This window comes from Sphingobium sp. AntQ-1 (assembly GCF_028538045.1).
Lineage (GTDB): Bacteria > Pseudomonadota > Alphaproteobacteria > Sphingomonadales > Sphingomonadaceae > Sphingobium > Sphingobium cupriresistens.
In genome coordinates this window covers 119,718-141,187 of record NZ_CP117158.1, presented here as the reverse complement: position 1 = coordinate 141,187, position 21,470 = coordinate 119,718, and the positions used below count along the sequence as shown (strand labels likewise).

Genomic DNA, 21,470 nt, shown 5'->3' with positions numbered 1-21,470 from the left:
GCGAACGGAATATAGGAATATCGTCATGACCCAGACCTTCGACATGATCCTCAGGAACGGCACCGTCCATACGCCGGGCGGCGCGGAGAGCGTGGATGTAGGCGTGCGGGCTGGCAAGATCGTGGCGATCGGCACGGCGCTGGGCGATGCGGGCGAGGTGATCGACTGCACCGGCCTGGACGTGCTGCCCGGCTGTATCGACAGCCAGGTCCATTTCCGCGAGCCGGGGCTGGAGCATAAGGAAGACCTCGAATCGGGCAGTCGCGCCGCGGTGCTGGGCGGCGTGACCGCCGTGTTCGAAATGCCAAACACCAATCCCAACACCGATACCGCCGAGCGGGTGCATGACAAGCTGAAGCGCGCGCATCACCGCATGTGGTGCGACCATGCCTTCTATGTCGGCGCGACGGCGGACAATGCCGAGCAGCTCAAGGAACTGGAGCGGATTCCCGGCACATCGGGGGTGAAGATCTTCATGGGCGCATCGACCGGCAGCCTGCTGGTGGATGATGACGATGCCCTGTCGCGCGTGCTGACGTCGGGCACCCGCCGCGTCGCCATCCATGCCGAGGACGAGACGCGGATGAACGCGCGCAAGGTCCATGCGCTGGAAGGCGATCCGTCGACCCACCCCGTCTGGCGCGACGACGAAAGCGCGATGATCGCGACCAAGCGGATCATCGCATTGGCCCGCAAGGCGCGTCGCCGCATCCACATCCTGCACATCACCACGCCCGCCGAGTTGGAATATATCGCGCAGAACAAGGATATCGCGACCTGCGAAGTGACGCCGCAACATCTGACGCTGGCGGGCGAAGACGCCTATCCGCGGCTGGGCACCTATGCGCAGATGAACCCGCCGATCCGGTCGGGCGCGCACCGCGACGGCCTGTGGTTCTGGCTCAATCAGGGCGTGCCCGACGTGTTGGGCAGCGACCATGCGCCGCACACGATCGAGGAAAAGGCCAAGACCTATCCCGCTTCGCCAAGCGGGATGCCCGGCGTGCAGACTTTGGTGCCGCTGCTGCTGAACCATGTGGCGCAGGGGCGGCTGTCGTTGCGGCGCTTTATCGAACTCACCTCGTCAGGACCGCAGCGGGTGTTCGGGCTGGTCGGCAAGGGGCGGATTGCGCTCGGCTATGACGCCGACTTCACCGTAGTCGACCTCAAGAAGCGCTGGACCGTGGGCAGCGAGTGGCTCGCCTCGCGCTGTAACTGGTCGCCGTTCGAGGGAGATCAACTGACCGGCAAGGCCATCGGCACCATCATTCGCGGCAATCGCGTGATGTGGGAGGATGCGCTGGCCAATGCGGCGGTCGGCGAAGCGGTGCGCTTCGAGGCGACCCAGTTCGGATGACGGATCATGTCGTCGCCTGCCGGTTGCGGCGGGCGGCGGCGATGCCGTCGCCGGCGAAGAGGATCAGGCCGATCCAGATCAGGCCGAAGCTGGCCATCTGTCCCATGCTGAGCTTTTCGCCCAGCAGCAGTCCGCAGAGAAATTGCAGCGTGGGCGCGAGATATTGCATGAGGCCAAGCGTCGCCATCGGCAGACGTTGCGCCGCCACGGCGAACAGCACCAGCGGCACCGTCGTCACCGCGCCGGAGAGGATGAGCAAGGCGCTGGTGGATATGTCCTGCCCGAACCCGATGCCGCCATGGCCTGCTTCCCAGAACAGATAGGCGATGGCGAGCGGCGCCAACAACAGCGTCTCGACGCCAAGGCCGGTCATAGGCGCGACCGGCGTCAGTTTCCGCAGCAGGCCGTAAAAGGCGAAGCTGAACGCCAGCGCCAGGCTGATCCACAATGTCGTCAGCGCCGATGCGGCAAGGATGGCGACGCCGATCGTGGCCACCCCGATCGCGAGCATCTGCCCCCGGCGCAGCCTTTCCTTGAGCACCAATACGCCCAGTGTGACATTGACCAACGGATTGAGGAAATAGCCCAGGCTCGCCGCGACGACATGATCGTCATTGACCGCCCAGACATAGGTCAGCCAGTTGATGCCGATCATCAGCGCCGATCCGGCCAGCGGCACCACCAATCGGCGGTCGCGCATGGCGGCCAGAAAAGCGGGCAGGCTTTTTCGCGCGGCGAGAATGGCGGCGATCAGCAGCAGCGACCAAAGGATTCGTTGGGTCACGATCTCCACCGGATCGACATGGTGCAGCAGGCGGAAAAAGAGCGGCAGCAGCCCCCACAGGCCATAGGCGACCATTGCGGCCAGCAAGCCACGCCGCGTTTCCGCGTCGATGTCGCTCAGAAAATGCCCCCGCCCAGGAATAGTCGCAGCGCGCCGAAGCCGGCGACGATCAGGCAGAAGTTCCGCCCGCCATTTTTCGACGAGATCATGCCGACAAGCGCGCCGAACAGGGCCAGCGGCACCAATATCCAGTTGAGCGCGCCGAGCAGCGGGATGACCGCCGGGATCATGAGGATGAGGGTGACAAGGCCGATGAAGCCTGACAATATATTGAGCATCGGCCCATCATGGCCGCGATATTGTCCCAGAGCAAGACAGCGGGACAAGGCCAGTCGATAAGCGCTGGCCATCTGCGCAAAAATCGGCAGATTCACCACATATCCTAATGGAAAATTAACTTGCCCTCTTCATGGCTTGTTTACGAAGGAGTGAAGCATGGCGCGTGTCCGATCTATAGCGATGGTGTCTTTGGCGTTGGCGCTGGCCGCCTGCGGCAAGGGGGACAAGGACGCCAGCCTGGCCGCGCTCGACGCGCAGTTGACCAACAATGCGACCGACCCGGCGCTCAAGGGGGTGCTCGCCGATCCGATCGTGGTCGATCCGCAACTGGTGGGCCAGGCCAATCGCAACGCCGTGCGCTCCGCCGATCGGCCCGCCAATGGCGCGCTGCCGGCGCTGGCCGGAGATGCGGGCGCGGCGCAGGCGGAAGCGGTGAAGCTGGCCGGCGGCAAGCTGCTATCCACGCCGACCGCGAGCGAGGGTGAGGCCATGGCGTCGACCGTGACGCTGGGCGCGGTCGCGCGCGCGGACTCCGGCCGTCGTGGCGGCAACGGCGCTTGCGCGAAGAAGCTGAATTACGGCATGGAATGGGCGCAGCGGCTGCCCGAACCCTTCGGCCTGTTTCCCGGCGCGCAACTGACCGAGGCGGCGGGCGCGCAGGTCGATGGCTGCACCCTGCGCGCGGCGAGTTTCGTGACGCCGGCGCCGCGGCAGGGCGTGATGGACTATTATTACACGCTGGCGCGCCGCGCAGGCTATGATGGCGAGCATAAGATATTGGGCGGCGACCATGTGCTGGGCGGCACCCGCAGGTCCGACGGCAGCGCCTATTTCATCCTGTTCACCGACGCGCCGGGCGGCAAGACCAGCGTCGACATCATCGCCGACAACGGGCGATAAGCCGCGTTCCGAGACAGCGAGTTGGACAGTTGCGCCACATCGGGCGATTGCAAGCTATTGTTATGCGGGGATTTTTTGACAGCCTGTCATTCGATGTGGACGGTAATCATCCTATTTTTCTTTATAACCAATGACTTGTGACGTCTGTGATTGACGGTAAATTCGCGCAAATCATCCTGACGAGGACGTCGCCGCTGTCCTTAGTGCCGGAAAAACAGCGTCAGCGACGCCACATGGTTGACGCGCATGTTGCCCGCGCGCTGGTTGACCAACTGGTTGAGGTAACCCACCTCCAGCGTCGATGCGCCGGGCAGGCCGATTTCCGCGCCGACGAAACTGCGTAGCTGGTCGAACCCGTTGCGCGCGCCCCAGTCCGTGTCGTTGAGCGCCGCGAACCCCTCGGCATAGACCAGCGCGTTGACGGCGTCGCTGTCGGCGCGCAGCGGCTTTTCGTAGCGGAGCATTTCGCGCACGCGCCAGCCCATGTCGTCGCCGTCCGAGCGCCAGCGCTGTTCGAGGCGGGTGCGCGACGAGAGTTCGCCGCCCCAGGGCTTGCCGAGCGTCCAGTTTAGCTGCTGGAAGCTGCGTTCCTCGTTGACGTCCTTGCCGCCCTCGATCGGTGCGACGACATGGGCATAGCCCTGATAGAGGGTCAGCGTGGGCGAGAATTTCCAGCCCACAGCGCCGCGGAAGAGCGACTGGTCGATCCGCGAGACGCCATCGCCGAAGCGCGGCTGAATTTCGGCGAAATAGACCAGTTCGTCCTTGATCGATCCCATGGCGGTCAGGTTAAGCCAGAATTGCTCATCCTCGCTGGTGGCCGCGCGGGCAGGGGCAGAGAGCAGCGCGAGGCAGGCGGACAGGCAGAGAGCGAGGCGGCGCATGGATGTCCTGGAGTTGGGAAAGGGATGCCCGTCCCTCTAATCCGCGCGCGTTTCCACTTTGTTGCCGATGCGTTAGTTTATATCTGCGCCAGCGAAGCCGGGCGATCAGGTGATGACGCTAGGCTGATCCATGCCGGTATAACCCGTAATGTCGGCCAATTCCTGCGCGGCGGCGATCAGAGGGGCGAGGGCGTCGCCGGTTTCGAGGGCGAGGTCGCCGTCAGGGGCGACATAGCGTTCGATATAGACGCGCAGGGTGGCGCCCTCGGTTCCAGTGCCGGACAGGCGGAACACCACGCGCGATCCGTCCGTAAACAGGATGCGGACGCCCTGGTTGCGGCTGACCGACTGGTCGGTGGGGTCGGTATAGGCGAAATCGTCGGCGGCCTTGACCGTGCCGCCGCTATTTACCGTGCCGGACAGGCTGTCGAGCTTGGCGCGCAACGCCGCCATCAGCGCATCGGCCTTGTCCTTGGCGATGGCTTCATAATCGTGGCGGGCATAATAGTTGCGGCCATAGGTCGCCCAATGGTCCGCCATGATCGCGGCGACGCTTTGCTGACGGACGGCCAGGATATTGAGCCACAGCAGCACCGCCCAGATGCCGTCCTTTTCGCGCACATGGTCGGAGCCGGTGCCGGCGCTTTCCTCGCCGCAGATGGTCGCCATGCCCGCGTCAAGCAGGTTGCCGAAGAATTTCCAGCCGGTCGGCGTTTCATAGAGCGGCACGCCCAGCTTTTCGGCGACCCGGTCGGCCGCGCCGCTGGTGGGCATGGAACGGGCGATGCCCTTTAGGCCCGCGGCATAGCCGGGCGCCAGATGGGCGTTGGCGGCCAGCACCGCGAGCGAGTCCGAGGGCGTCACATAGCTGTGCCGGCCGATGATGAGGTTGCGGTCGCCATCGCCGTCCGACGCCGCGCCGAAATCGGGCGCGTCGGGGGCCATCATCCGGTCGTAAAGCGCTTTGGCATGGACCAGATTGGGATCGGGGTGATGATGGCCAAAATCGGGGAGCGGGGTGCCGTTCATCACCGTGTCCTGCGGCGCGCCCAGACGGCGTTCGAAAATCTCGACCGCATAGGGGCCGGTCACAGCGCTCATGCTGTCGAAGGCGAGGGTGAAGCCGCCCGCGATCTGGGCTCGGATCGCGGCGAAATCGAACAGGCTTTCCATCAGATCGGCATAGGCGGCCACCGGATCGACCACTTCGACCGTCATGTCGCCCAACTGGATTTCGCCGATCGTGTCGATGTCAACATCGGCGGCGTCGAGGATGGCGTAGTGGTCGATGACGAGCGAACGGGCGGCGATGGCGTCGGTCACCTTTTCCGGCGCGGGGCCACCATTGCCGATATTATATTTGATGCCGAAATCCTCGTCCGGGCCGCCCGGATTGTGGCTGGCCGACAGCACCAGTCCCCCGAACGCGCCGGATGCGCGGATCAGGTGGGAGGCGGCGGGGGTGGACAAGATGCCGCCCTGGCCGACCAGCGCCCGGCCAAAGCCGTTGGCCGCCGCCATCTTCAGGACGATCTGGATGACTTCGCGGTTGAGGTAACGGCCATCGCCCCCCACCACCAGCGTCTGCCCGGCAAAGCCATCAAGGCTGTCGAACACCGACTGGACGAAATTTTCGGCATAATGGGGCTGCGCGAAGACGCGGACCTTTTTGCGCAGGCCGGACGTGCCGGGCTTCTGGTCGTCGAACGGCGTCGTGGCAACGGTGTGAATCACCCAATATCCCCTGAACTGCGTTTGCGCACTGCAATATTATGGGCCTTATGGCCCGGCAATGTTGCAACGCGCAATCGGGTTAAGCTTTTTCAGGCCGCCAGCCGCAGCGCCACTTCGTTCATGAAGCGGGCGTCGTCATTCTTCGCCAGCCATTCGGCTTCCGCGCCGATCGCGGCCAGCATGTCGGTCAGGGCGTCCATCTCGCTCTTGGCGTAATTGCCCAGGACATAGCCATGGACCTTGTCCTTATGCCCCGGATGGCCGATGCCGATCCGCACCCGGCGGAAATCATTGCCGATATGCGCGTCGGTCGAGCGCAGGCCGTTATGCCCGGCATTGCCGCCGCCGCGCTTCACCTTGACCTTCATGGGCACGAGGTCGAGTTCGTCGTGGAAGACGGTGACGTCCTGCGGCGTCAGCTTGTAGAAGCGCATCGCATCGCCGACCGACCGGCCGCTTTCGTTCATGAAGGTGGCGGGTTTGAGCAGGATGATTTTTTCCGGCCCGATCCGTCCTTCCTGCACCCAGCCCTGGAACTGCTTTTTGGGCGGGGAGAAACGGTGCATGTCCGCGACCAGATCCGCGACCATGAAGCCGACATTGTGCCGGTGCATCGCATATTGCTGCCCCGGATTGCCAAGGCCCGCCCAGATCTGCATCCATATCCTCCAGAAAAGCAAAACCCCGTTCGCCCTGAGCCTGTCGAAGGGCCTTTCTGCTTCCGAATAGGGAAGGATCAGGCTTCGACAGGCTCAGCCCGAACGGGGTTGAGCCATTAGCGTATAGCTCGAAAGACTTATTCGGCCTCGCCCGCTTCAGCTTCCGATTCGCCCTCGGCGCTCTTGAGAGCCGAAGGGGCGACGATGGTCGCGATGGTGAAGTCGCGATCGTCGATCGCGGTCTTCGCGCCCTTGGGCAGCGTCACCGCGCTGATGTGGATCGAATCGCCGACTTCGAAGCCCTTGAGGTCGACAACGACGTCTTCGGGGATTTCGGCGGCATCGACGATCAGTTCGATCTCATGACGAACGACGTTCAGCACGCCGCCCTTCTTCAGACCAGGCGAAGCGTCTTCATTTTCGAAACGCACCGGGACGTTGACGTTGACCGAGGCATGTTCCGAAACGCGCAGGAAATCGGCGTGCAGCGGACGGTCCGAGACGGGGTGGAAGGCCACGTCCTTGGCGAGGGTGCGGACGGTCTTGCCGCCGACTTCGACCATGATGACCGAATTGAAGAAGTGGCCGGTGCCGAGCTGCTTGTTGAGGAGCTTTTCCTCGACATGGATCGACAGGGGTTCTTCGTTCATTCCATAGATGACGGCGGGTACGCGGCCCTCACGGCGGAGGGCGCGGGAGGCTCCCTTGCCTGCCCGATCGCGTGCCTCGGCCGACAGCGTAAGCTGCTCGCTCATTGCGTGTCTCCAAAAGCAAAATTGATGTACTTTCCCGCCACGCCTCCAGGGATGACCATAGCGGGAGGCGGCCCTTTAGCAGAAAAGGGCGGGAATGCAAGAGCGGGAGCTATATTGCGCAAGTTCCGTTTGGTGGTGGGGGAGGCGTTACTGCACCCGCGTCACCGTAAACCCCTTGGCTTTCAACAACTCGATCAGATTTTCCCGGCCGGTCAGGTGGCCCGCGCCCACCGCGATGAAGGGGCGGCCCTGCATCGGTTCGATCGCCTTCACCCAGTCGCGGTTGCGGGCGACCAGCACGGCTTCCTCGACCATCGGGTCGGGCTGCTCGCCAATCTGGTCTTCCTTGGCGATCGCTTCCATGTCGCCCTTGCCCCAAGCGGCGAGGATGCGGTCGTAGAGCGCCTTCATGCCCTTGGCTTCATGGATGGTCTGGACCAGCAGGCGGGATTGCGCCGCTTCGGGCAGCGTGTCGAAGGCGGCGAATTGCCGCTCCACCGTCTCCAGCCCGCCGATCGGCTTGCCGGCCTTTTTGAACGCCTCGATCAGCACCGGCTCCACGCCGTCATCCTGGCTGACGCCCAGGCCCTGCTGGCTGGAAGCGGACAGCAGCATCGCGGCGGCCCAGCTTTCATAGCCCGACAGCAGCTGGCTGTTGGTGCCGCCATCGGCCATCGCCTTGACCAGGGCCGTTTTTTCCTCGTCCGGCACGCGCCGTTCCAGTGGCGGCAGGCCGGCGCTGCGGCCCATTTTCTCGAACAGCGACAAGGTCTTCTGTTCGTCCTGCAAATCGGCAGCCTCCAGCACCAGCCGGTCGGACGCGGTCATCGCTTCAGTGATGGCGGGCGTTTGCCAGGCAAGCCCCTTGGGCAGGACATGGATGGTGCCGAACAGCCAGCCGTTCAGTTCGCCCCGCTGCACCTGCCACAGGGCGGGGCCGCCCTGCGCCTTGGCGGCCGGCGCGTCATTTTGTCCGCACGCCGCGACCAGCGTCAGCGCGAACAGAGCGAGGAGGCGGGTGACGAGGCGCATCATGGTTTTACGTCCTTCAGGCGGCGGGCGCGCAGGCCCAAAGATTTGAGTTGGTCCTGCACGCTGCCCTTGCCGGCCAGATGACCCGCGCCCACGGCGACGAAGACGGTGCCGGGCTGGTCGAGCCGGGCCTTGATCCACTTGGCCCAGTTGGCGTTGCGGCCGGTCAGCAGCACCTGCGCCAGTTCCGGCGTCGCTTCGAGCGATTCGTTCATCGATTTGGCCAGCCTGTCCGGCTGACCCGCCTGCCAGTAACGCAGCAGGTCGCCAAATTCGCTCTCCATGTCCGGCAGGCCGTCCACGGTGGCGTTCAGGAACTGCACCTGCTGCGCCATCGGCAGGCTGGCGAAGAAGCCTAGCTGTTGTTCGACCGTTTCGAGCGCATCGACCTTCTTGCTCGCGGCCTGCGCCGCGATGCGCAGGATTTTCTCCGCGCCCAGATCATTTTTATAGCCCAGCTTTGCGAGCGGCGCGACCGACAGGGCCATGCCGCTCATCCAGGGATTGAACATGTCGAACGTGCGCCAGGGCAGGCTATTGGCGTCCATCGCCGCCTGATATCGCGCGCGCGCGTTCGGGGTCAGCCGGTCGGACAGCTTCACCCCGTCCTTGGCCAGCGCCATGCCCGCCATCGCCGCGCCGATCGCGTCTGGATCGTCCGGCTCGATGATTTCCAGCACCAGTTCGTTCGAGCGGTCGAAGGCGCGCTTTATGTCGCCATGGAACCAGTCAATGTCCGGCTTCATCACATGGACGGTGCCGAACAGATAGATGGTGGTGTCGGCATCCTGCACCGCCCACAGCGCCGGGGTGGCGGTCGTCGTGGTGACGGCGGGTTTGGCATGGGCCGGGACGCCGCCGATCAGCAGCCATGCGGCGCCGATGGCCCGCAACAGGGTAGGAAGCAGCTTCATGCCTCCTTCAATGGGGAGCGCGGGGCGGGAGGGCAAGCCGCTTAACCCTGTTTAGGGCGGCTTTCCCCAACCCTTGGCCCTTGGCCCCCGACCCTTGGCCCCGACCCTTGGCCCTTGACCCTATCGGCCCCATGCGCCAAGGCGCGGCCACGTAATTCAGCGATTTCGATAAGGACGTTTCGTGGCCGAAGGCAAAGCGCTTTCCTTCCAGGACCTGATCCTGACCCTCCATGCCTATTGGGGGAAACAGGGCTGCGTCATCCTCCAACCCTATGACATGGAAGTGGGGGCGGGCACATTCCATCCGGCGACCACGCTGCGCGCGCTGGGGCCACAGCCCTGGAACGCCGCCTATGTCCAGCCCAGCCGCCGCCCGACCGACGGGCGCTATGGCGAAAATCCCAACCGGTTGCAGCATTATTACCAATATCAGGTGATCATGAAGCCGTCGCCAGCGAACCTCCAGGAACTCTATCTGGGCAGTCTGGTGGAGATCGGCATCGACCCGCTGGTCCACGACATTCGCTTCGTCGAGGATGACTGGGAAAGCCCGACGCTGGGCGCCTGGGGCCTGGGCTGGGAAGTGTGGTGCGACGGGATGGAAGTCACCCAGTTCACCTATTTCCAGCAGATGGGCGGTTACGACTGCAAGCCGGTCGCGGGCGAGCTGACCTATGGGTTGGAGCGGCTGGCCATGTATATTCAGGGCGTCGACAGCGTTTACGACCTGAAATTCAACGACGCCGGCGTCACCTATGGCGACGTGTTTCTGGCCAACGAACAGCAGATGTCGAAATGGAATTTCGAGGTCGCGGACACGGACAAGCTGTTCCGCTGGTTCAAGGATTGCCAGGCCGAATATGGTCGTTGCATCGAAGCGAACGTGCCGCTGGCCGCCTATGACCAGGCGATCAAGGCGAGCCATGTGTTCAACCTGCTCCAGGCGCGCGGCGTGATTTCCGTGCAGGAACGCGCCAGCTATATGGGCCAGGTGCGCGACATGGCGAAGGGCAGTTGCGAGGCGTGGATCGCCAGCAATGCCGACGCCTGGAGCGCCAAATTTCCGGGGTGGACCGCGTGATGACTGATTTCCTCCTCGAATTGCGCTGCGAGGAAATTCCCGCGCGTATGCAATTGAAGGCGTCCGAAGACCTTGCCCGCCTGTTCAGCGAAGAACTGGCCAGGGCCGGCCTCAAGCCCGCTACGATCGACAGTTTTGTCACGCCGCGCCGGCTGGCGCTGATCGCGCGTGGCCTGCCGCTGGAAACCGCGGCGGTGAGCGAAGAGCATAAAGGTCCGCGCACATCCGCGCCGCCCCAGGCGCTCGAAGGCTTTCTGCGCAAGACCGGCCTGACCCAGGACCAGTTGGAAGACCGGGACGGCGTCTGGTTCGCCGTCGTGAACAAGCCCGGCCGCGCCACCATGGATGTGCTTGGCGACGCCGTGCCCGCCGTCATCCGCGCCTTTCCCTGGCCCAAGGCGATGCGCTGGGGCGTGGCAAGCCAGACGACGGAGAGCCTGCGCTGGGTCCGCCCGTTGCAGGGCATCGTCGCCATTTTGGGTGAGCAACTGGTCGATATCGTGGTCGAGGATGTGCGGTCGGGCTATGCGACGCTGGGCCATCGCTTTCACCATCCCGGCGCGATCACGATCGGCGGCGCGGACGATTATGTCGAAAAGCTGCGCGCCTGCCATGTGATCGTGAGCCATCAGGAGCGGCAGGCGATCATCGCGGCGAAGGCGGCGCAGGCTGCTGCGGCGCATGGTTACACGGTGATCGAGGATAAGGGCCTGGTCGCGGAGAATGCGGGGCTGACCGAATGGCCGGTGCCGCTGCTGGGCGATTTCGACCCGGCCTTTTTGGAGGTGCCGCCCGAAGTCATCCAGTTGACGCTGCGCATCAACCAGAAATATTTCGTGCTGCGCGATAGCGCGGGCAAGCTGGCCCCCGCCTTTATCTGCACCGCCAATATCGAGGCGAAGGACGGCGGCGCGGCGATCGTCGCGGGCAACCGCAAGGTGCTGGCCGCGCGGTTGAGCGATGCGCGCTTCTTCTGGGAGCAGGATCGCAAGACAGCGCTTGTCGATCATGCGCAGAAGCTGGAGCGGATTACGTTCCACGAGAAGCTGGGTACGGTCGCCGACAAGGTGGAGCGGGTTGCGAAGCTGGCGCGGTGGCTGGTGGAGGAGGGGATCGTCAAGGGCGCGGATGCAGACCTGGTCGAACAGGCCGCGCGCCTCGCCAAGGCCGACCTCGTCACGGAGATGGTCGGCGAGTTCCCCGAATTGCAGGGCGTCATGGGCGGCTATTACGCCCGCGCGGAGGGTTTGCCCGACGCGGTGGCCGACGCGATCCGCGACCATTATAAGCCGGTCGGGCAGGGCGATGACGTGCCGACCGCGCCAGTGACGGTGGCGGTGAGCCTGGCGGACAAGCTGGATACGCTGGTCGGCTTCTTCGGCATTGAGCAGGGACCGACCGGGTCGAAAGATCCGTTCGCGCTACGTCGCGCTGCGTTGTCCATCCTGCGACTGCTGGAAACCAACGGGCTGCGGTTGAACCTGAAGAAGGTGCACGCCTTTGCGCTGAGCGACCATGTCTATCGCCATGTGTTCCTGAACACCAAGGCGCTGGCCGATGTCGATGCGCAGACGCTGGCGAAGTTCGGGCTCGATCCGTCGAAGGTGACCGAGGTGGATTGGCAGGCGGCCAATCTGTCGCGGCCGGAGATCAAATCCTTCGTGGGCGCGTTCGCGTCGTCGGATGTGCCGTTCCTCGACTTCTTCGCCGACCGCCTCAAAGTCCAGCAACGCGAAGCCGGCGTCCGCCACGACCTGATCGACGCGGTGTTCGCGCTTGGCGGGGAGGATGATCTCGTCCGCTTGCTGGCGCGCGTCCATGCTTTGCAATCCTTCGTCGCGACGGATGATGGCGCGAACCTGCTCGCCGGGTACAAGCGGGCGGCCAATATCCTGAAAAAGGAAGCCGTCGATCCCGCGATCGTCCCGGCGGCGCCGTCCGAACCGGCGGAAGCCGCTTTGCTCGCCGCGCTCGACGCTGCCGAGCCCCTCGCGGCGCGGGCTGTCACTGACGAACGCTTTGCAGACGCCATGGCCGCGCTCGCCACGCTGCGCGCGCCGATCGACGCTTTCTTCGAGTCCGTTACGGTCAACGACGCCGATCCTGCAAAACGGGGCGCGCGTCTTGCGCTGCTCGACCGGGTGCGGGCGGCTGTGCATGGCGTCGCGGACTTTTCGAAAATTACGGGCTGAGAGACAAGTCGGACATATCCGTCCATAAAAATGACGATATGACGACAAAGTCCAATAAAGGCGGGTGCAATTCCCGCACGTCTTTTGTAAAGGCTGTTGCAGCGCACAATATTCACGGCAATCAGTGCAGGGAGAGCCGGATCACATGGTTACGACGGAAGAGGCCATCATGAACAGCACCGCGACGCGCTATGTCTATCGTTTCGGCGGCGGCGTGGATGATGGCGGGCAGGGTGACCGCAACCTGCTGGGCGGCAAGGGCGCGAATCTGGACGGCATGGCCGCGATCGGCCTGCCGGTGCCGCCGGGTTTCACCATCACGACGGCCATGTGCACCCGCTATTATGAAGATGGCGGCCAATATCCCGAAAGCCTGAACGCCGAAGTCGCAAACGGCATCGCCCATATCGAGGGGATCACCGGCAAGCGTTTCGGCAATGCCGCCGATCCGCTGCTGGTGTCGGTCCGTTCGGGCGCGCGCGCGTCTATGCCGGGCATGATGGATACGGTGCTGAACCTGGGCCTCAACGACGAGACCGTCATCGGCCTGGCGACGACCAGCGGAGACGAGCGGTTCGCCTGGGACAGCTATCGCCGCTTCATCCAGATGTATTCCGACGTGGTGCTGGAACTGGACCATGGCGCGTTCGAGGAAGCGCTGGAGGTCGCCAAGGAAGACCAGGGTTACAGCCTGGACACCGAAATGACGGCCGCCGACTGGAAGGCGCTGGTCGCCGAATATAAGGCGCTGGTGCAGAAGCTGTGGAACAAGCCCTTCCCGCAGGATGTGCATGACCAGTTGTGGGGCGCGATTTCGGCCGTGTTCGGATCGTGGCAGTCGGAGCGCGCGAAGGTCTATCGCCGCCTGAACAACATCCCCGGCGAATGGGGCACCGCCGTCAACGTGCAGGCGATGGTGTTTGGCAATATGGGCGAAACGTCGGCGACCGGCGTCGCGTTCACCCGCGATCCGTCGACCGGCGAGAACGCCTATTATGGCGAATATCTGATCAACGCGCAGGGCGAGGATGTCGTCGCGGGCATCCGCACGCCGCAATATCTGACGCTGGCCGCGCGTGAGCGGGCAGGGGCCAAGCCGCTGTCGATGGAAGAAGCGATGCCGGAAACCTATGCCGAACTGGCAGGCGTTTTCCAGATCCTGGAAACCCATTATCGCGACATGCAGGACATCGAATTTACGGTGCAGCAGGGCAAGCTGTGGATGCTCCAGACCCGGTCGGGCAAGCGCACCGCCAAGGCTGCGCTGAAAATGGCTGTGGACATGGCCCATGAGGGCCTCATCACCGAGGAAGAAGCCGTCGCCCGCGTCGATCCGGCTGCGCTCGACCAGTTGCTGCACCCCACGCTCGATCCCAAGGCGCCGCGCGACGTGCTGACCAAGGGCTTGCCGGCTTCGCCAGGCGCGGCTTCGGGCGCGATCGTGTTCGATGCCGACACCGCCGAACGGCGCGCGGAAATGGGCGACGCGGTCATCCTGGTGCGCGTGGAAACCAGCCCGGAAGATATTCATGGGATGCATGCGGCCAAGGGCATCCTGACCGCGCGCGGCGGCATGACGTCGCACGCGGCCGTGGTGGCGCGCGGCATGGGTCGTCCCTGCGTGTCCGGTGCGGGCGGCATTTCGATCGACGGCAAGACCAAGATCCTGCGCGTCGGCCGCCGCGAGCTGAAGGAAGGCGACATCCTGACCATCGACGGGTCGACCGGGGAAGTGATGGCGGGCGAAGTGCCGACCGTGCAGCCCGAACTGGCGGGCGATTTCGGCACGCTGATGGTATGGGCCGACAAGGTCCGTCGCCTGAAGGTGCGCGCCAACGCGGAAACACCGCAGGACTGCAAGGTCGCGCGCGAGTTCGGCGCGGAAGGCGTTGGGCTGTGCCGCACCGAACATATGTTCTTCGACGCGGCGCGCATCACCGCGGTGCGCGAGATGATCCTGGCGGACAGCGAGAAGGGCCGCCGCGTCGCGCTCGACAAGCTGCTGCCGGAACAGCGCGACGATTTCGCACAGATATTCATGGTGATGGCGGGCCTGCCCGTCACCATCCGCCTGCTCGATCCGCCGCTGCACGAATTCCTGCCGCATGGCGAAGCGGAGTTCGAGGAAGTGGCGAAGGCGGCGGGCGTCAGCGTCGATACGCTCAAGCGCCGCGCGAACGAACTGCATGAGTTCAATCCGATGCTGGGCCATCGCGGTTGCCGCTTGGGCGTGACCTATCCCGAAATCTACGAGATGCAGGCGCGCGCGATCTTCGAAGCCGCGCTGATCGTCAAGGCACGGGGCGGCGAAGCGCCGATCCCCGAAGTGATGATCCCGCTGGTCGCGACCGCCAAGGAGCTGGAGCTGATGAAGGCGATCGTCGATCGCGTCGCGGCCGAAGTGTTCGAAGAGCAGGGCGAGCGCGTCGACTATCTGGTCGGCACCATGATCGAACTGCCGCGCGCGGCATTGAAGGCGGGCGAGATTGCCGAGGTGGGCGAATTCTTCTCCTTCGGCACCAATGACCTGACGCAGACGACGATCGGCATCAGCCGCGACGATGCGGGCCGGTTCCTGACGCAATATGTGGACAAGGGCATCTTTGCGCGCGATCCCTTCGTCAGCATCGATGTGGAAGGCGTGGGCGAACTGATCGAGATCGCCGCCGAGCGTGGTCGCAAGACCCGTCCCGACATCAAGCTCGGCATTTGCGGTGAACATGGCGGCGATCCGGCGTCGATCGCCTTCTGCGAGGCGACAGGCCTGGATTATGTGTCGGCATCGCCCTATCGCGTGCCGATCGCTCGACTGGCGGCGGCGCAGGCGGCGCTTGCCCGGAAGTGATGAGGAAAGGGCGGGGCGTCAACCCCGCCCTTTTTTCGTTTCAGTGCGATCCGGTCAGGCGGCTGAGCAAGCCGGGCTTGCTGTCGCCCCGTTCCAGCGCCAGAGCCTGACCGCGCCAGTCGTCATGCGCGATGGCGCCGGGTTTCAGGCCCAGCCGCGCCTCCAGCGTCGCTTCCTGCTCGGCATTGAGCGCGGCGATTTGGCCATAGCGGTGATAGCCCGCTTCGTTCAGCGCGCTTTCCTGCGCCTGGCTGACGCCGCTGATCCGGCTCAGATCGTCGCGGCCATGACCAACCCCAGCGGCCGTCGTGGTGGCGCCGACGGCGATCGGGGCGGCCGAGTGGCGCTCCAGTTCGGCGATCCGCTTATGGGACGCTTCGATGCGGGCGTCCCGCTCCTTGATAGCGCTGCGATGCACCGCCTGTTCGTCCTGCCACAGCCGCCGATATTTGCCGCGACCGCTCATCATCAGACCCAGCAGCCAGCCGATGACCAGCACCACCAGCAGCAACGCAACCTCGTTCAGATTGAAGCTCATCATGGCGTCCTCCTGCCCCACTGAACGAGGGACGGGGGATAAAAGTTGCCCGGCCATAAAAGTGCAAAAAAGGGGCTTGCCCAATCGGCCAAGCGCTTCTATCTGCGCGTCTCCACGCACCCATAGCTCAGCTGGATAGAGCATCAGACTACGAATCTGAGGGTCGGGCGTTCGAATCGCTCTGGGTGCACCATAGTTTCAGAAGGGCTTTTGGTCCGGGCTTACAGCCGCGGTTCGTTCGTCTTTCCTTCGCACCCATAGCTCAGCTGGATAGAGCATCAGACTACGAATCTGAGGGTCGGGCGTTCGAATCGCTCTGGGTGCACCATATTATGATCGAATAAAAAGGCGGCATCTGGCCGCCTTTTTTACGTGCCGGTCAGGCCATCGCCAGCGCCACCATGGCGTCGATATCGACATGGCTTTCCAATAGCGTAGCGACCTCGTCCAGGGCGTCCTCGACCGACTGGTCATAGTCATGCCCCGCCGACGCGCCGCCCAGCCGCCGCAACAGCGCATCGCGCAGCGCCGTGCTGGCGAGCAGGCCATGGATGTAGCTGCCCATCACCCGTCCGTCGCGGCTGATCGCTCCATCCGGGCGCCCGCCGTCGATCAGGGCGAAGGGGCGGGCGCAATCCGGGCCGTGGGTTACGCCCATATGCATTTCATAGCCGGTAAAGTCGGCATCGAGCGCGCGGCCGCGCACCTGCTCCAGCGTCTTGACCCCGGACAGGCGCGTTTCGATGTCAAGCAGCCCCAGCCCCGCGACGGACCCAGCCGGTCCCTCCAGCCCGTCGGGATCGGCGATCAGGCGCCCCAGCATCTGGTAGCCGCCGCATAGGGCCAGCACCGCGCCGCCGCGCCGATGATGGGCGCGAATGTCGATATCCCACCCTTGCGCGACCATCGCGCGCATGTCGGCGACCGTGGCTTTCGATCCGGGCAGGATCACCAGCGCCGCGTCGCCGGGGATCGCCTGGCCCGGTCCGATCATGCGTAGATCGATACCCGGTTCCAGCTTGAGCGGGTCGAGATCGTCGAAATTGGAGATGCGCGGCAGCACCGGGCAGGCGACGACCAGCGGCGCGGCGGTCGAAAAACCACGCCGTTCCAGCACCACCGCGTCTTCGCTGGGTAGCCGGGCGACGGCGTTCAGCCACGGCACGACGCCAAAGCCGCGCCAGCCCGACAGCGCTTCGATCTGGGCATAGCCATCCTCGAACAGCGCCGGGTCGCCCCTGAATTTGTTGATGAGGAAGCCGCGGATCATCGCCGCATCGTCGGGATCAATGACCGCGCGGGTGCCGACCACAGCCGCGATCACGCCGCCCCGGTCGATGTCGCCGACCAGGATTACCGGCACATCGGCGGCGCGGGCGAAACCCATATTGGCGATATCGCCGGCGCGCAGGTTGATCTCGGCCGGCGATCCCGCGCCTTCGACCACGACGATGTCGCACTGGCCGCGCAGCCGTTCGTAGCTTTCCAGCACAGCGCCCAGCAACGGCCCGCGCGCGCTGCGGAAATTGCCCGACCCCAGCGTCCCGCGCACCTGACCATGGACGATCAGTTGCGACGTCCGGTCGGCCTGGGGCTTGAGCAGCACCGGGTTCATGTCCGTATGCGGCGCGATGCCGCAGGCGATCGCCTGCAACGCCTGCGCCCGGCCGATCTCCCCGCCATCGCTGGTGACGGCGGCGTTGTTCGACATATTCTGCGGCTTGAACGGGCGGACCCGATAGCCCCGGCGCAGCAGCGCGCGGCATAGTCCCGCGACCAGCACCGATTTGCCGACGTCCGATCCGGTTCCCTGCAACATGATAGCGCCCATGGCCTGCTCCTGACGGTGCAGCGCCGCCAGCGCAAGGGGAGATCAAGGCCAGGGTCAGGCGACGATAGCCGCCATGCCGCAGCGCCGCTGATGCACGCGCACTTCGGCGGAGCCGACGCGGACGCCCAGCGTGGCGGTGACGCTGTTGATGATGCCGTCCAGCAGCGGTGCGGTGGTGCCCAGTACGGCGCCGACCAGTGGGCTGAGCGGGCTATTGCCTATGGTGATGCCCAGCAGCGACACCTGTATCTGGGTCTGGCCCGCCAAGCTGGCGGCGATGCCCTGTGTCAGATCCTGCGTGCTGACGGTCTTTGCCTGCTGCGCGCTGATCTCCGACGGGGAGAAATGGACGCTATGGGTCTGGGTGCCGCCCAGGCTGATATTGGCATAGCCGGTGACGCGCGTACCGAGCGCCTGTGCCAGCATGGCGGCGCGCGGGTTGGCGGGGACCGAAAAATTGGTCAGCGCAGTCATATCGACATCGCCCAGCGCCGCGGTGCCGACCGATGGCGTGACCGCCAGGGTGACGCCCCCATCGCTGCCGCACTGGATATCCGACAGGCGCGCCTCCGCCGCCGCCAGTTCGACATAAAGCGGCACGCGCACGGAGGCTATGCCGGACAGGACGGTGGCGACCGTGCTTTCCAGATAGATGCGCGCGTCTGGGCGGTGCGCAGCACCACGTCGCGCTTGGCGGTGATGCTCATCAGCGGCGATCTGGCCTGTCCCTCGCCCGTCACCAGCATCAGCCGGGTGCTGGTGAGGCCCGGCACGGTGACGCGCAGGTCCATCGGCACGGTCGTTCCCAATGGCGGGCTGAGCACCATGCGCAGCATCGAGAAAGCATCGAGCAGGATATTGGGTTGGCCGGTGGCGCTGACCGCGCCGCGCATCGGGCCAAGATCGACGATGTCGCTCAGGCGGGTGGAGCGGCCGGGAATGCGGCTCGACAGCGCCAGCAGCGTGGCGGCGGCGGGACTGGTCCCGGCGCTGTCCGCCATCGCGGCCAGCAGGTCGGTCAACGGAATGTCCCGGTCGAACAGTGCGCCATAGGCTTCCCCGTCGCGCCCGGTCCGCACCCGCAGCGCATCGGCGACATGCAGCAGGTCGAGATTCGCGCTGGCCAGGCCATTATAGTCCATGACCGACAGGTTGAGTTCGGTCCCGGCCAGGTTGGACAGCAGCATGTCAGGCAATCCGCCGCTGATCGAGGCGAGGCCGGTGCCGAGTGAAAAGGCGGCGGCGTCGGTGCGGGCGGCGGTGGCGCGGGCGCTGAGGTCGATGCCGTCGCGGCCGACCAGCAAGCGGCCGAAGAAGAGCGGCGCGCGGCGGCGCACCTCCACCCGCATCGCGCCGCCATTGGCGTCGCCCGCGCGGAAACGCTGGTCCATCGGAAGAGAAGGATCGGCGACATAGCTGCCGCTGTCGAAGGTCGCGAGCGCCGCGCCGCTGATCCCGCTGCGCCCGACCAGTTGTTCGGCGGCGGTGCGTCCGCCATCGGCGGCGGCCAGCGCGGCGGCGTCCGCCACACCCTGCAACTGGCGACGGGCCAGATAGACCGACCCCAGATCGACCGCGACGGTGGCGGCGCCCGCCAGCATGAACAGCGACCCGGCCAGGATGAACGTCACGCCGCCATGCCGGTCCCGCGCCAGCGCCCGGCCAAGGCGCGCGCCGATCATTGGCTGGCGATCCGCACGACGGCGCTGCGTTCCAGCACATTGCCGGGCATGGGCAAGGGCATGGCCGCGAATAGCGGCGCGCTCGCGAGGGTGTAGCGCAGCGTGACGGTGTAATAGCCGCTGCTTTCGCCAGTGCTGACGGCGATCGTCTGGGCGCCGGCGACCGGAAAGGCGGCGCGGGCGGCGACGACGCTCTGATCGACCAGGGTGCGGCGTTCGGTCGCGTTCAGCCCGGCCACCGATGCGCGAGCAGCGTCATTCGCCGCTTGCTGGAGGCTGTGGGCGGTCATAAACCAGTTGCCATAGGCCAATATGCCCATCAGCAGCAGGATGAGCAGCGGCAGGGCGAAGGCCGCCTCGATCAGGCTGCTGCCGGCCTGATGGCGCCGCAGGGCGGCCAGCGGTCGACGCGATCGGGTGACAGGATGGCGGGTGACAGGGCGGGCGCTATCGTAGGGCATGAGGGGGATGCTAGAGCGCGCGGCTCAATATCGGGTTTGCTTCGCCAACCGCGCGATTGACGGATTTTACATAGTCGGCAGGCGCGTCCGGCAGGCGAAAAGCGGACTTTGGCGCAAAGCTTGCGCAGGGCCGCTTGGCATCCTCCGATATGGACGTTGTTGTCGCACATTCAGGCGGCGTTCGTGGGGGTCATGACGATCACCGCCCCCTCCGTTCCATAAATGCCGTGCAACCGGGCTATCGCCGCGTCGGTCGGCGCGAGCGAACCATCGTTGGTCAGCAATTGAGTGGGAAAGCGCATGTCGCCTTCGCCGCGCAGCACCCGCTCCATCCGCTCGCGAAAATGGGGCCGGGCGGGCAGCGCGACCAGATCGGCGACTGGGGCGTCCGCCAGCCGATCGGCGGTCAGACCCACCATCGCGCAGAAACTGTCGTTCACGACATCGATGAAACCCCGCATCGATACGCGGACATAGCCCACACCGCCATGCACGCCCATCGCCTTGAGGATGGCCGATTTGACGTCAGCCAGCCGGTGGCGCTGCATGTCGGCGGTGATGTCCCGTAGCAGCAGCGCGACGCCGCTGGCAAAGGGGAAGGTCTGGACATGCAGCCAGACATCGCTGCGAAAGGGGGACGGGATATCGGCCGTGCTCGCTTCGCCAGAGGCCAGACTGTGGCGGATATGCGCCTCCGTCAACGTGCCGGCCAGTTCGGGAAAGGCGTCCCATAGCGACTGTCCCTCCAGATGCCGGTCCCAGCGTTGGGCCATCGCCAGAGCGACGCCATTGACATAGTCGATGGTGAGGTCGCCGCGGCACAGGACCAGGCCCTGATGGATGCGGGCGGCGAGTTCGAAGGTGCGGTCGGGCGCCACCGCGCCATCATCGCCGATCGTCATCGTGCGGAACCGGTCCAGCCCCATGAAGACATGGGTTTCGCGGCCATGATGGGTCACCATCACCGGTTCGTGCGATCCGACCTCGCGCCAATGGGCGAAATTGCGCACCAGTTCGGCGGCGGGCACGCTGCGCCTGCGTCGATCGTCCAGCATCCTGTCGGCACTCCGTTGTCGTGAACGCAGGCAGGATAATGCAGAACGGACTGTGGTTGTGGCGCAGTTCGATCCGTTTCGGAACGAGGGCAGTCGCAAGAGCAGCCGATCCGATTGCATCTGCTCAGTTGCTCTAGTCTTTTGATTTGGCGCGTTTTCCGAGTCAGCAGGTGAATCTGCCTGCTTGAAAAACGCTCTAGATTCCCCGCTGATAATCCAGCGCGTCGAGGATCTTGCCACCCGCCATGAACACGGCGCCGGAACAGGCGAGCGCCAGCAGATGGCCGCCGGCGCCGGGATATTGCTGCATATAGACATGGCCGCGCTCGGCAGCGCCCAGCGCGAGGGCATAGATCACCAGAAACGCCTCGAACTTGGTCTTGATGATGAAGAGGCTCTTGATCCGTTCCATATCGATTCCATCCGG

At 64.9% G+C, this 21,470-nt stretch carries 20 protein-coding genes and 2 tRNA genes; 7 read left to right on the top strand and 15 right to left on the bottom strand.

Translation table 11 applies throughout. From position 1 onward, the window contains the following. Positions 1 to 25 precede the first annotated feature (25 nt). Entirely contained in the window at positions 26 to 1,357 is a 1,332-nt protein-coding gene (locus sphantq_RS00695; protein ID WP_272799327.1) for a dihydroorotase, read from the top strand. 4 nt (positions 1,358 to 1,361) lie between these two features. On the opposite strand, the gene rarD is transcribed toward sphantq_RS00695, so the two are convergent. Both rarD and sphantq_RS00685 read right to left on the bottom strand, forming a co-directional pair. Beyond that, on the bottom strand, positions 1,362 to 2,216 hold the full coding sequence (gene rarD, locus sphantq_RS00690; RefSeq protein ID WP_066601458.1) for an EamA family transporter RarD: 855 nt from the start codon (positions 2,214 to 2,216) through the stop codon (positions 1,362 to 1,364). Positions 2,217 to 2,257: 41 nt separating this feature from the next. Further along, positions 2,258 to 2,479 carry a hypothetical protein gene (locus tag sphantq_RS00685; protein WP_066605161.1) on the bottom strand — a complete coding sequence of 74 codons (222 nt, stop codon included), beginning with the start codon at positions 2,477 to 2,479 and terminating at the stop codon, positions 2,258 to 2,260. A gap of 157 nt (positions 2,480 to 2,636) precedes the next feature. On the opposite strand from sphantq_RS00685, the gene sphantq_RS00680 reads away from it, so the two are divergent. Next, on the top strand, positions 2,637 to 3,380 hold the full coding sequence (locus sphantq_RS00680) for a hypothetical protein (protein ID WP_272799326.1): 744 nt from the start codon (positions 2,637 to 2,639) through the stop codon (positions 3,378 to 3,380). A gap of 200 nt (positions 3,381 to 3,580) precedes the next feature. Here sphantq_RS00680 and sphantq_RS00675 read toward each other — a convergent pair whose 3' ends face one another. The 6 genes from sphantq_RS00675 to sphantq_RS00650 all read right to left on the bottom strand — a co-directional run bounded on the left by sphantq_RS00675 (position 3,581) and on the right by sphantq_RS00650 (position 9,358). Beyond that, positions 3,581 to 4,264: a DUF2490 domain-containing protein gene (locus sphantq_RS00675; RefSeq protein ID WP_272799325.1), complete on the bottom strand. Its 684-nt coding sequence runs from the start codon at positions 4,262 to 4,264 to the stop codon at positions 3,581 to 3,583. Positions 4,265 to 4,369: 105 nt separating this feature from the next. Beyond that, the gene (locus tag sphantq_RS00670; RefSeq protein ID WP_272799324.1) at positions 4,370 to 5,998 is read right to left on the bottom strand and encodes an alpha-D-glucose phosphate-specific phosphoglucomutase; all 1,629 of its coding nucleotides are present in this window, start codon (positions 5,996 to 5,998) and stop codon (positions 4,370 to 4,372) included. A gap of 89 nt (positions 5,999 to 6,087) precedes the next feature. Continuing rightward, on the bottom strand, positions 6,088 to 6,657 hold the full coding sequence (pth, locus tag sphantq_RS00665) for an aminoacyl-tRNA hydrolase (protein WP_066601467.1): 570 nt from the start codon (positions 6,655 to 6,657) through the stop codon (positions 6,088 to 6,090). Between the two features lie 137 nt (positions 6,658 to 6,794). Further along, a complete protein-coding gene (locus sphantq_RS00660) occupies positions 6,795 to 7,412 on the bottom strand; it encodes a 50S ribosomal protein L25/general stress protein Ctc (protein WP_066601468.1) in 618 nt (205 codons plus the stop codon). 147 nt (positions 7,413 to 7,559) lie between these two features. Beyond that, complete coding sequence (locus sphantq_RS00655; RefSeq protein WP_443021564.1) at positions 7,560 to 8,444, bottom strand: TraB/GumN family protein; 885 nt, start codon at positions 8,442 to 8,444, stop codon at positions 7,560 to 7,562. Beyond that, on the bottom strand, positions 8,444 to 9,358 hold the full coding sequence (locus sphantq_RS00650; RefSeq protein WP_082678987.1) for a TraB/GumN family protein: 915 nt from the start codon (positions 9,356 to 9,358) through the stop codon (positions 8,444 to 8,446). The genes sphantq_RS00655 and sphantq_RS00650 overlap by 1 nt, the downstream gene beginning before the upstream one ends. Positions 9,359 to 9,539: 181 nt before the next feature. On the opposite strand from sphantq_RS00650, the gene sphantq_RS00645 reads away from it, so the two are divergent. The 3 genes from sphantq_RS00645 to ppdK all read left to right on the top strand — a co-directional run bounded on the left by sphantq_RS00645 (position 9,540) and on the right by ppdK (position 15,476). Continuing rightward, on the top strand, positions 9,540 to 10,439 hold the full coding sequence (locus sphantq_RS00645) for a glycine--tRNA ligase subunit alpha (RefSeq protein WP_129926437.1): 900 nt from the start codon (positions 9,540 to 9,542) through the stop codon (positions 10,437 to 10,439). Further along, the gene (glyS, locus tag sphantq_RS00640; protein WP_272799322.1) at positions 10,439 to 12,631 is read left to right on the top strand and encodes a glycine--tRNA ligase subunit beta; all 2,193 of its coding nucleotides are present in this window, start codon (positions 10,439 to 10,441) and stop codon (positions 12,629 to 12,631) included. Before sphantq_RS00645 ends, glyS begins: the two co-directional genes overlap by 1 nt. Positions 12,632 to 12,776: 145 nt before the next feature. Beyond that, positions 12,777 to 15,476: a pyruvate, phosphate dikinase gene (gene ppdK / locus sphantq_RS00635; protein ID WP_272799321.1), complete on the top strand. Its 2,700-nt coding sequence runs from the start codon at positions 12,777 to 12,779 to the stop codon at positions 15,474 to 15,476. Between the two features lie 40 nt (positions 15,477 to 15,516). Here the strand turns inward: ppdK and sphantq_RS00630 are convergent, their stop codons facing one another. Continuing rightward, the gene (locus sphantq_RS00630; RefSeq protein WP_082678988.1) at positions 15,517 to 16,017 is read right to left on the bottom strand and encodes a hypothetical protein; all 501 of its coding nucleotides are present in this window, start codon (positions 16,015 to 16,017) and stop codon (positions 15,517 to 15,519) included. A 113-nt stretch (positions 16,018 to 16,130) separates the two neighbouring features. Between sphantq_RS00630 and sphantq_RS00625 the strand changes: the two genes are divergently transcribed. Both sphantq_RS00625 and sphantq_RS00620 read left to right on the top strand, forming a co-directional pair. Continuing rightward, a tRNA-Arg gene (locus sphantq_RS00625) sits at positions 16,131 to 16,207 on the top strand. Positions 16,208 to 16,265: 58 nt separating this feature from the next. Continuing rightward, a tRNA-Arg gene (locus tag sphantq_RS00620) sits at positions 16,266 to 16,342 on the top strand. A gap of 51 nt (positions 16,343 to 16,393) precedes the next feature. On the opposite strand, the gene sphantq_RS00615 is transcribed toward sphantq_RS00620, so the two are convergent. The 6 genes from sphantq_RS00615 to sphantq_RS00590 form a co-directional block, all read right to left on the bottom strand. Beyond that, entirely contained in the window at positions 16,394 to 17,845 is a 1,452-nt protein-coding gene (locus sphantq_RS00615) for a cobyric acid synthase (protein ID WP_272799320.1), read from the bottom strand. Between the two features lie 54 nt (positions 17,846 to 17,899). Continuing rightward, a complete protein-coding gene (locus sphantq_RS00610; RefSeq protein ID WP_272799319.1) occupies positions 17,900 to 18,451 on the bottom strand; it encodes a hypothetical protein in 552 nt (183 codons plus the stop codon). Positions 18,452 to 18,456: 5 nt separating this feature from the next. Beyond that, positions 18,457 to 19,527, bottom strand: coding sequence for a pilus assembly protein TadG-related protein (locus sphantq_RS00605; RefSeq protein ID WP_272799318.1), 1,071 nt, complete (start codon positions 19,525 to 19,527; stop codon positions 18,457 to 18,459). Continuing rightward, on the bottom strand, positions 19,524 to 19,988 hold the full coding sequence (locus tag sphantq_RS00600; protein WP_129926432.1) for a TadE/TadG family type IV pilus assembly protein: 465 nt from the start codon (positions 19,986 to 19,988) through the stop codon (positions 19,524 to 19,526). The genes sphantq_RS00605 and sphantq_RS00600 overlap by 4 nt, the downstream gene beginning before the upstream one ends. Before the next feature lie 170 nt (positions 19,989 to 20,158). Then, entirely contained in the window at positions 20,159 to 21,043 is an 885-nt protein-coding gene (locus sphantq_RS00595) for a PAS domain-containing protein (RefSeq protein ID WP_272799317.1), read from the bottom strand. A 196-nt stretch (positions 21,044 to 21,239) separates the two neighbouring features. After that, positions 21,240 to 21,455 carry a hypothetical protein gene (locus sphantq_RS00590; protein ID WP_066605181.1) on the bottom strand — a complete coding sequence of 72 codons (216 nt, stop codon included), beginning with the start codon at positions 21,453 to 21,455 and terminating at the stop codon, positions 21,240 to 21,242. Positions 21,456 to 21,470 lie beyond the last annotated feature (15 nt).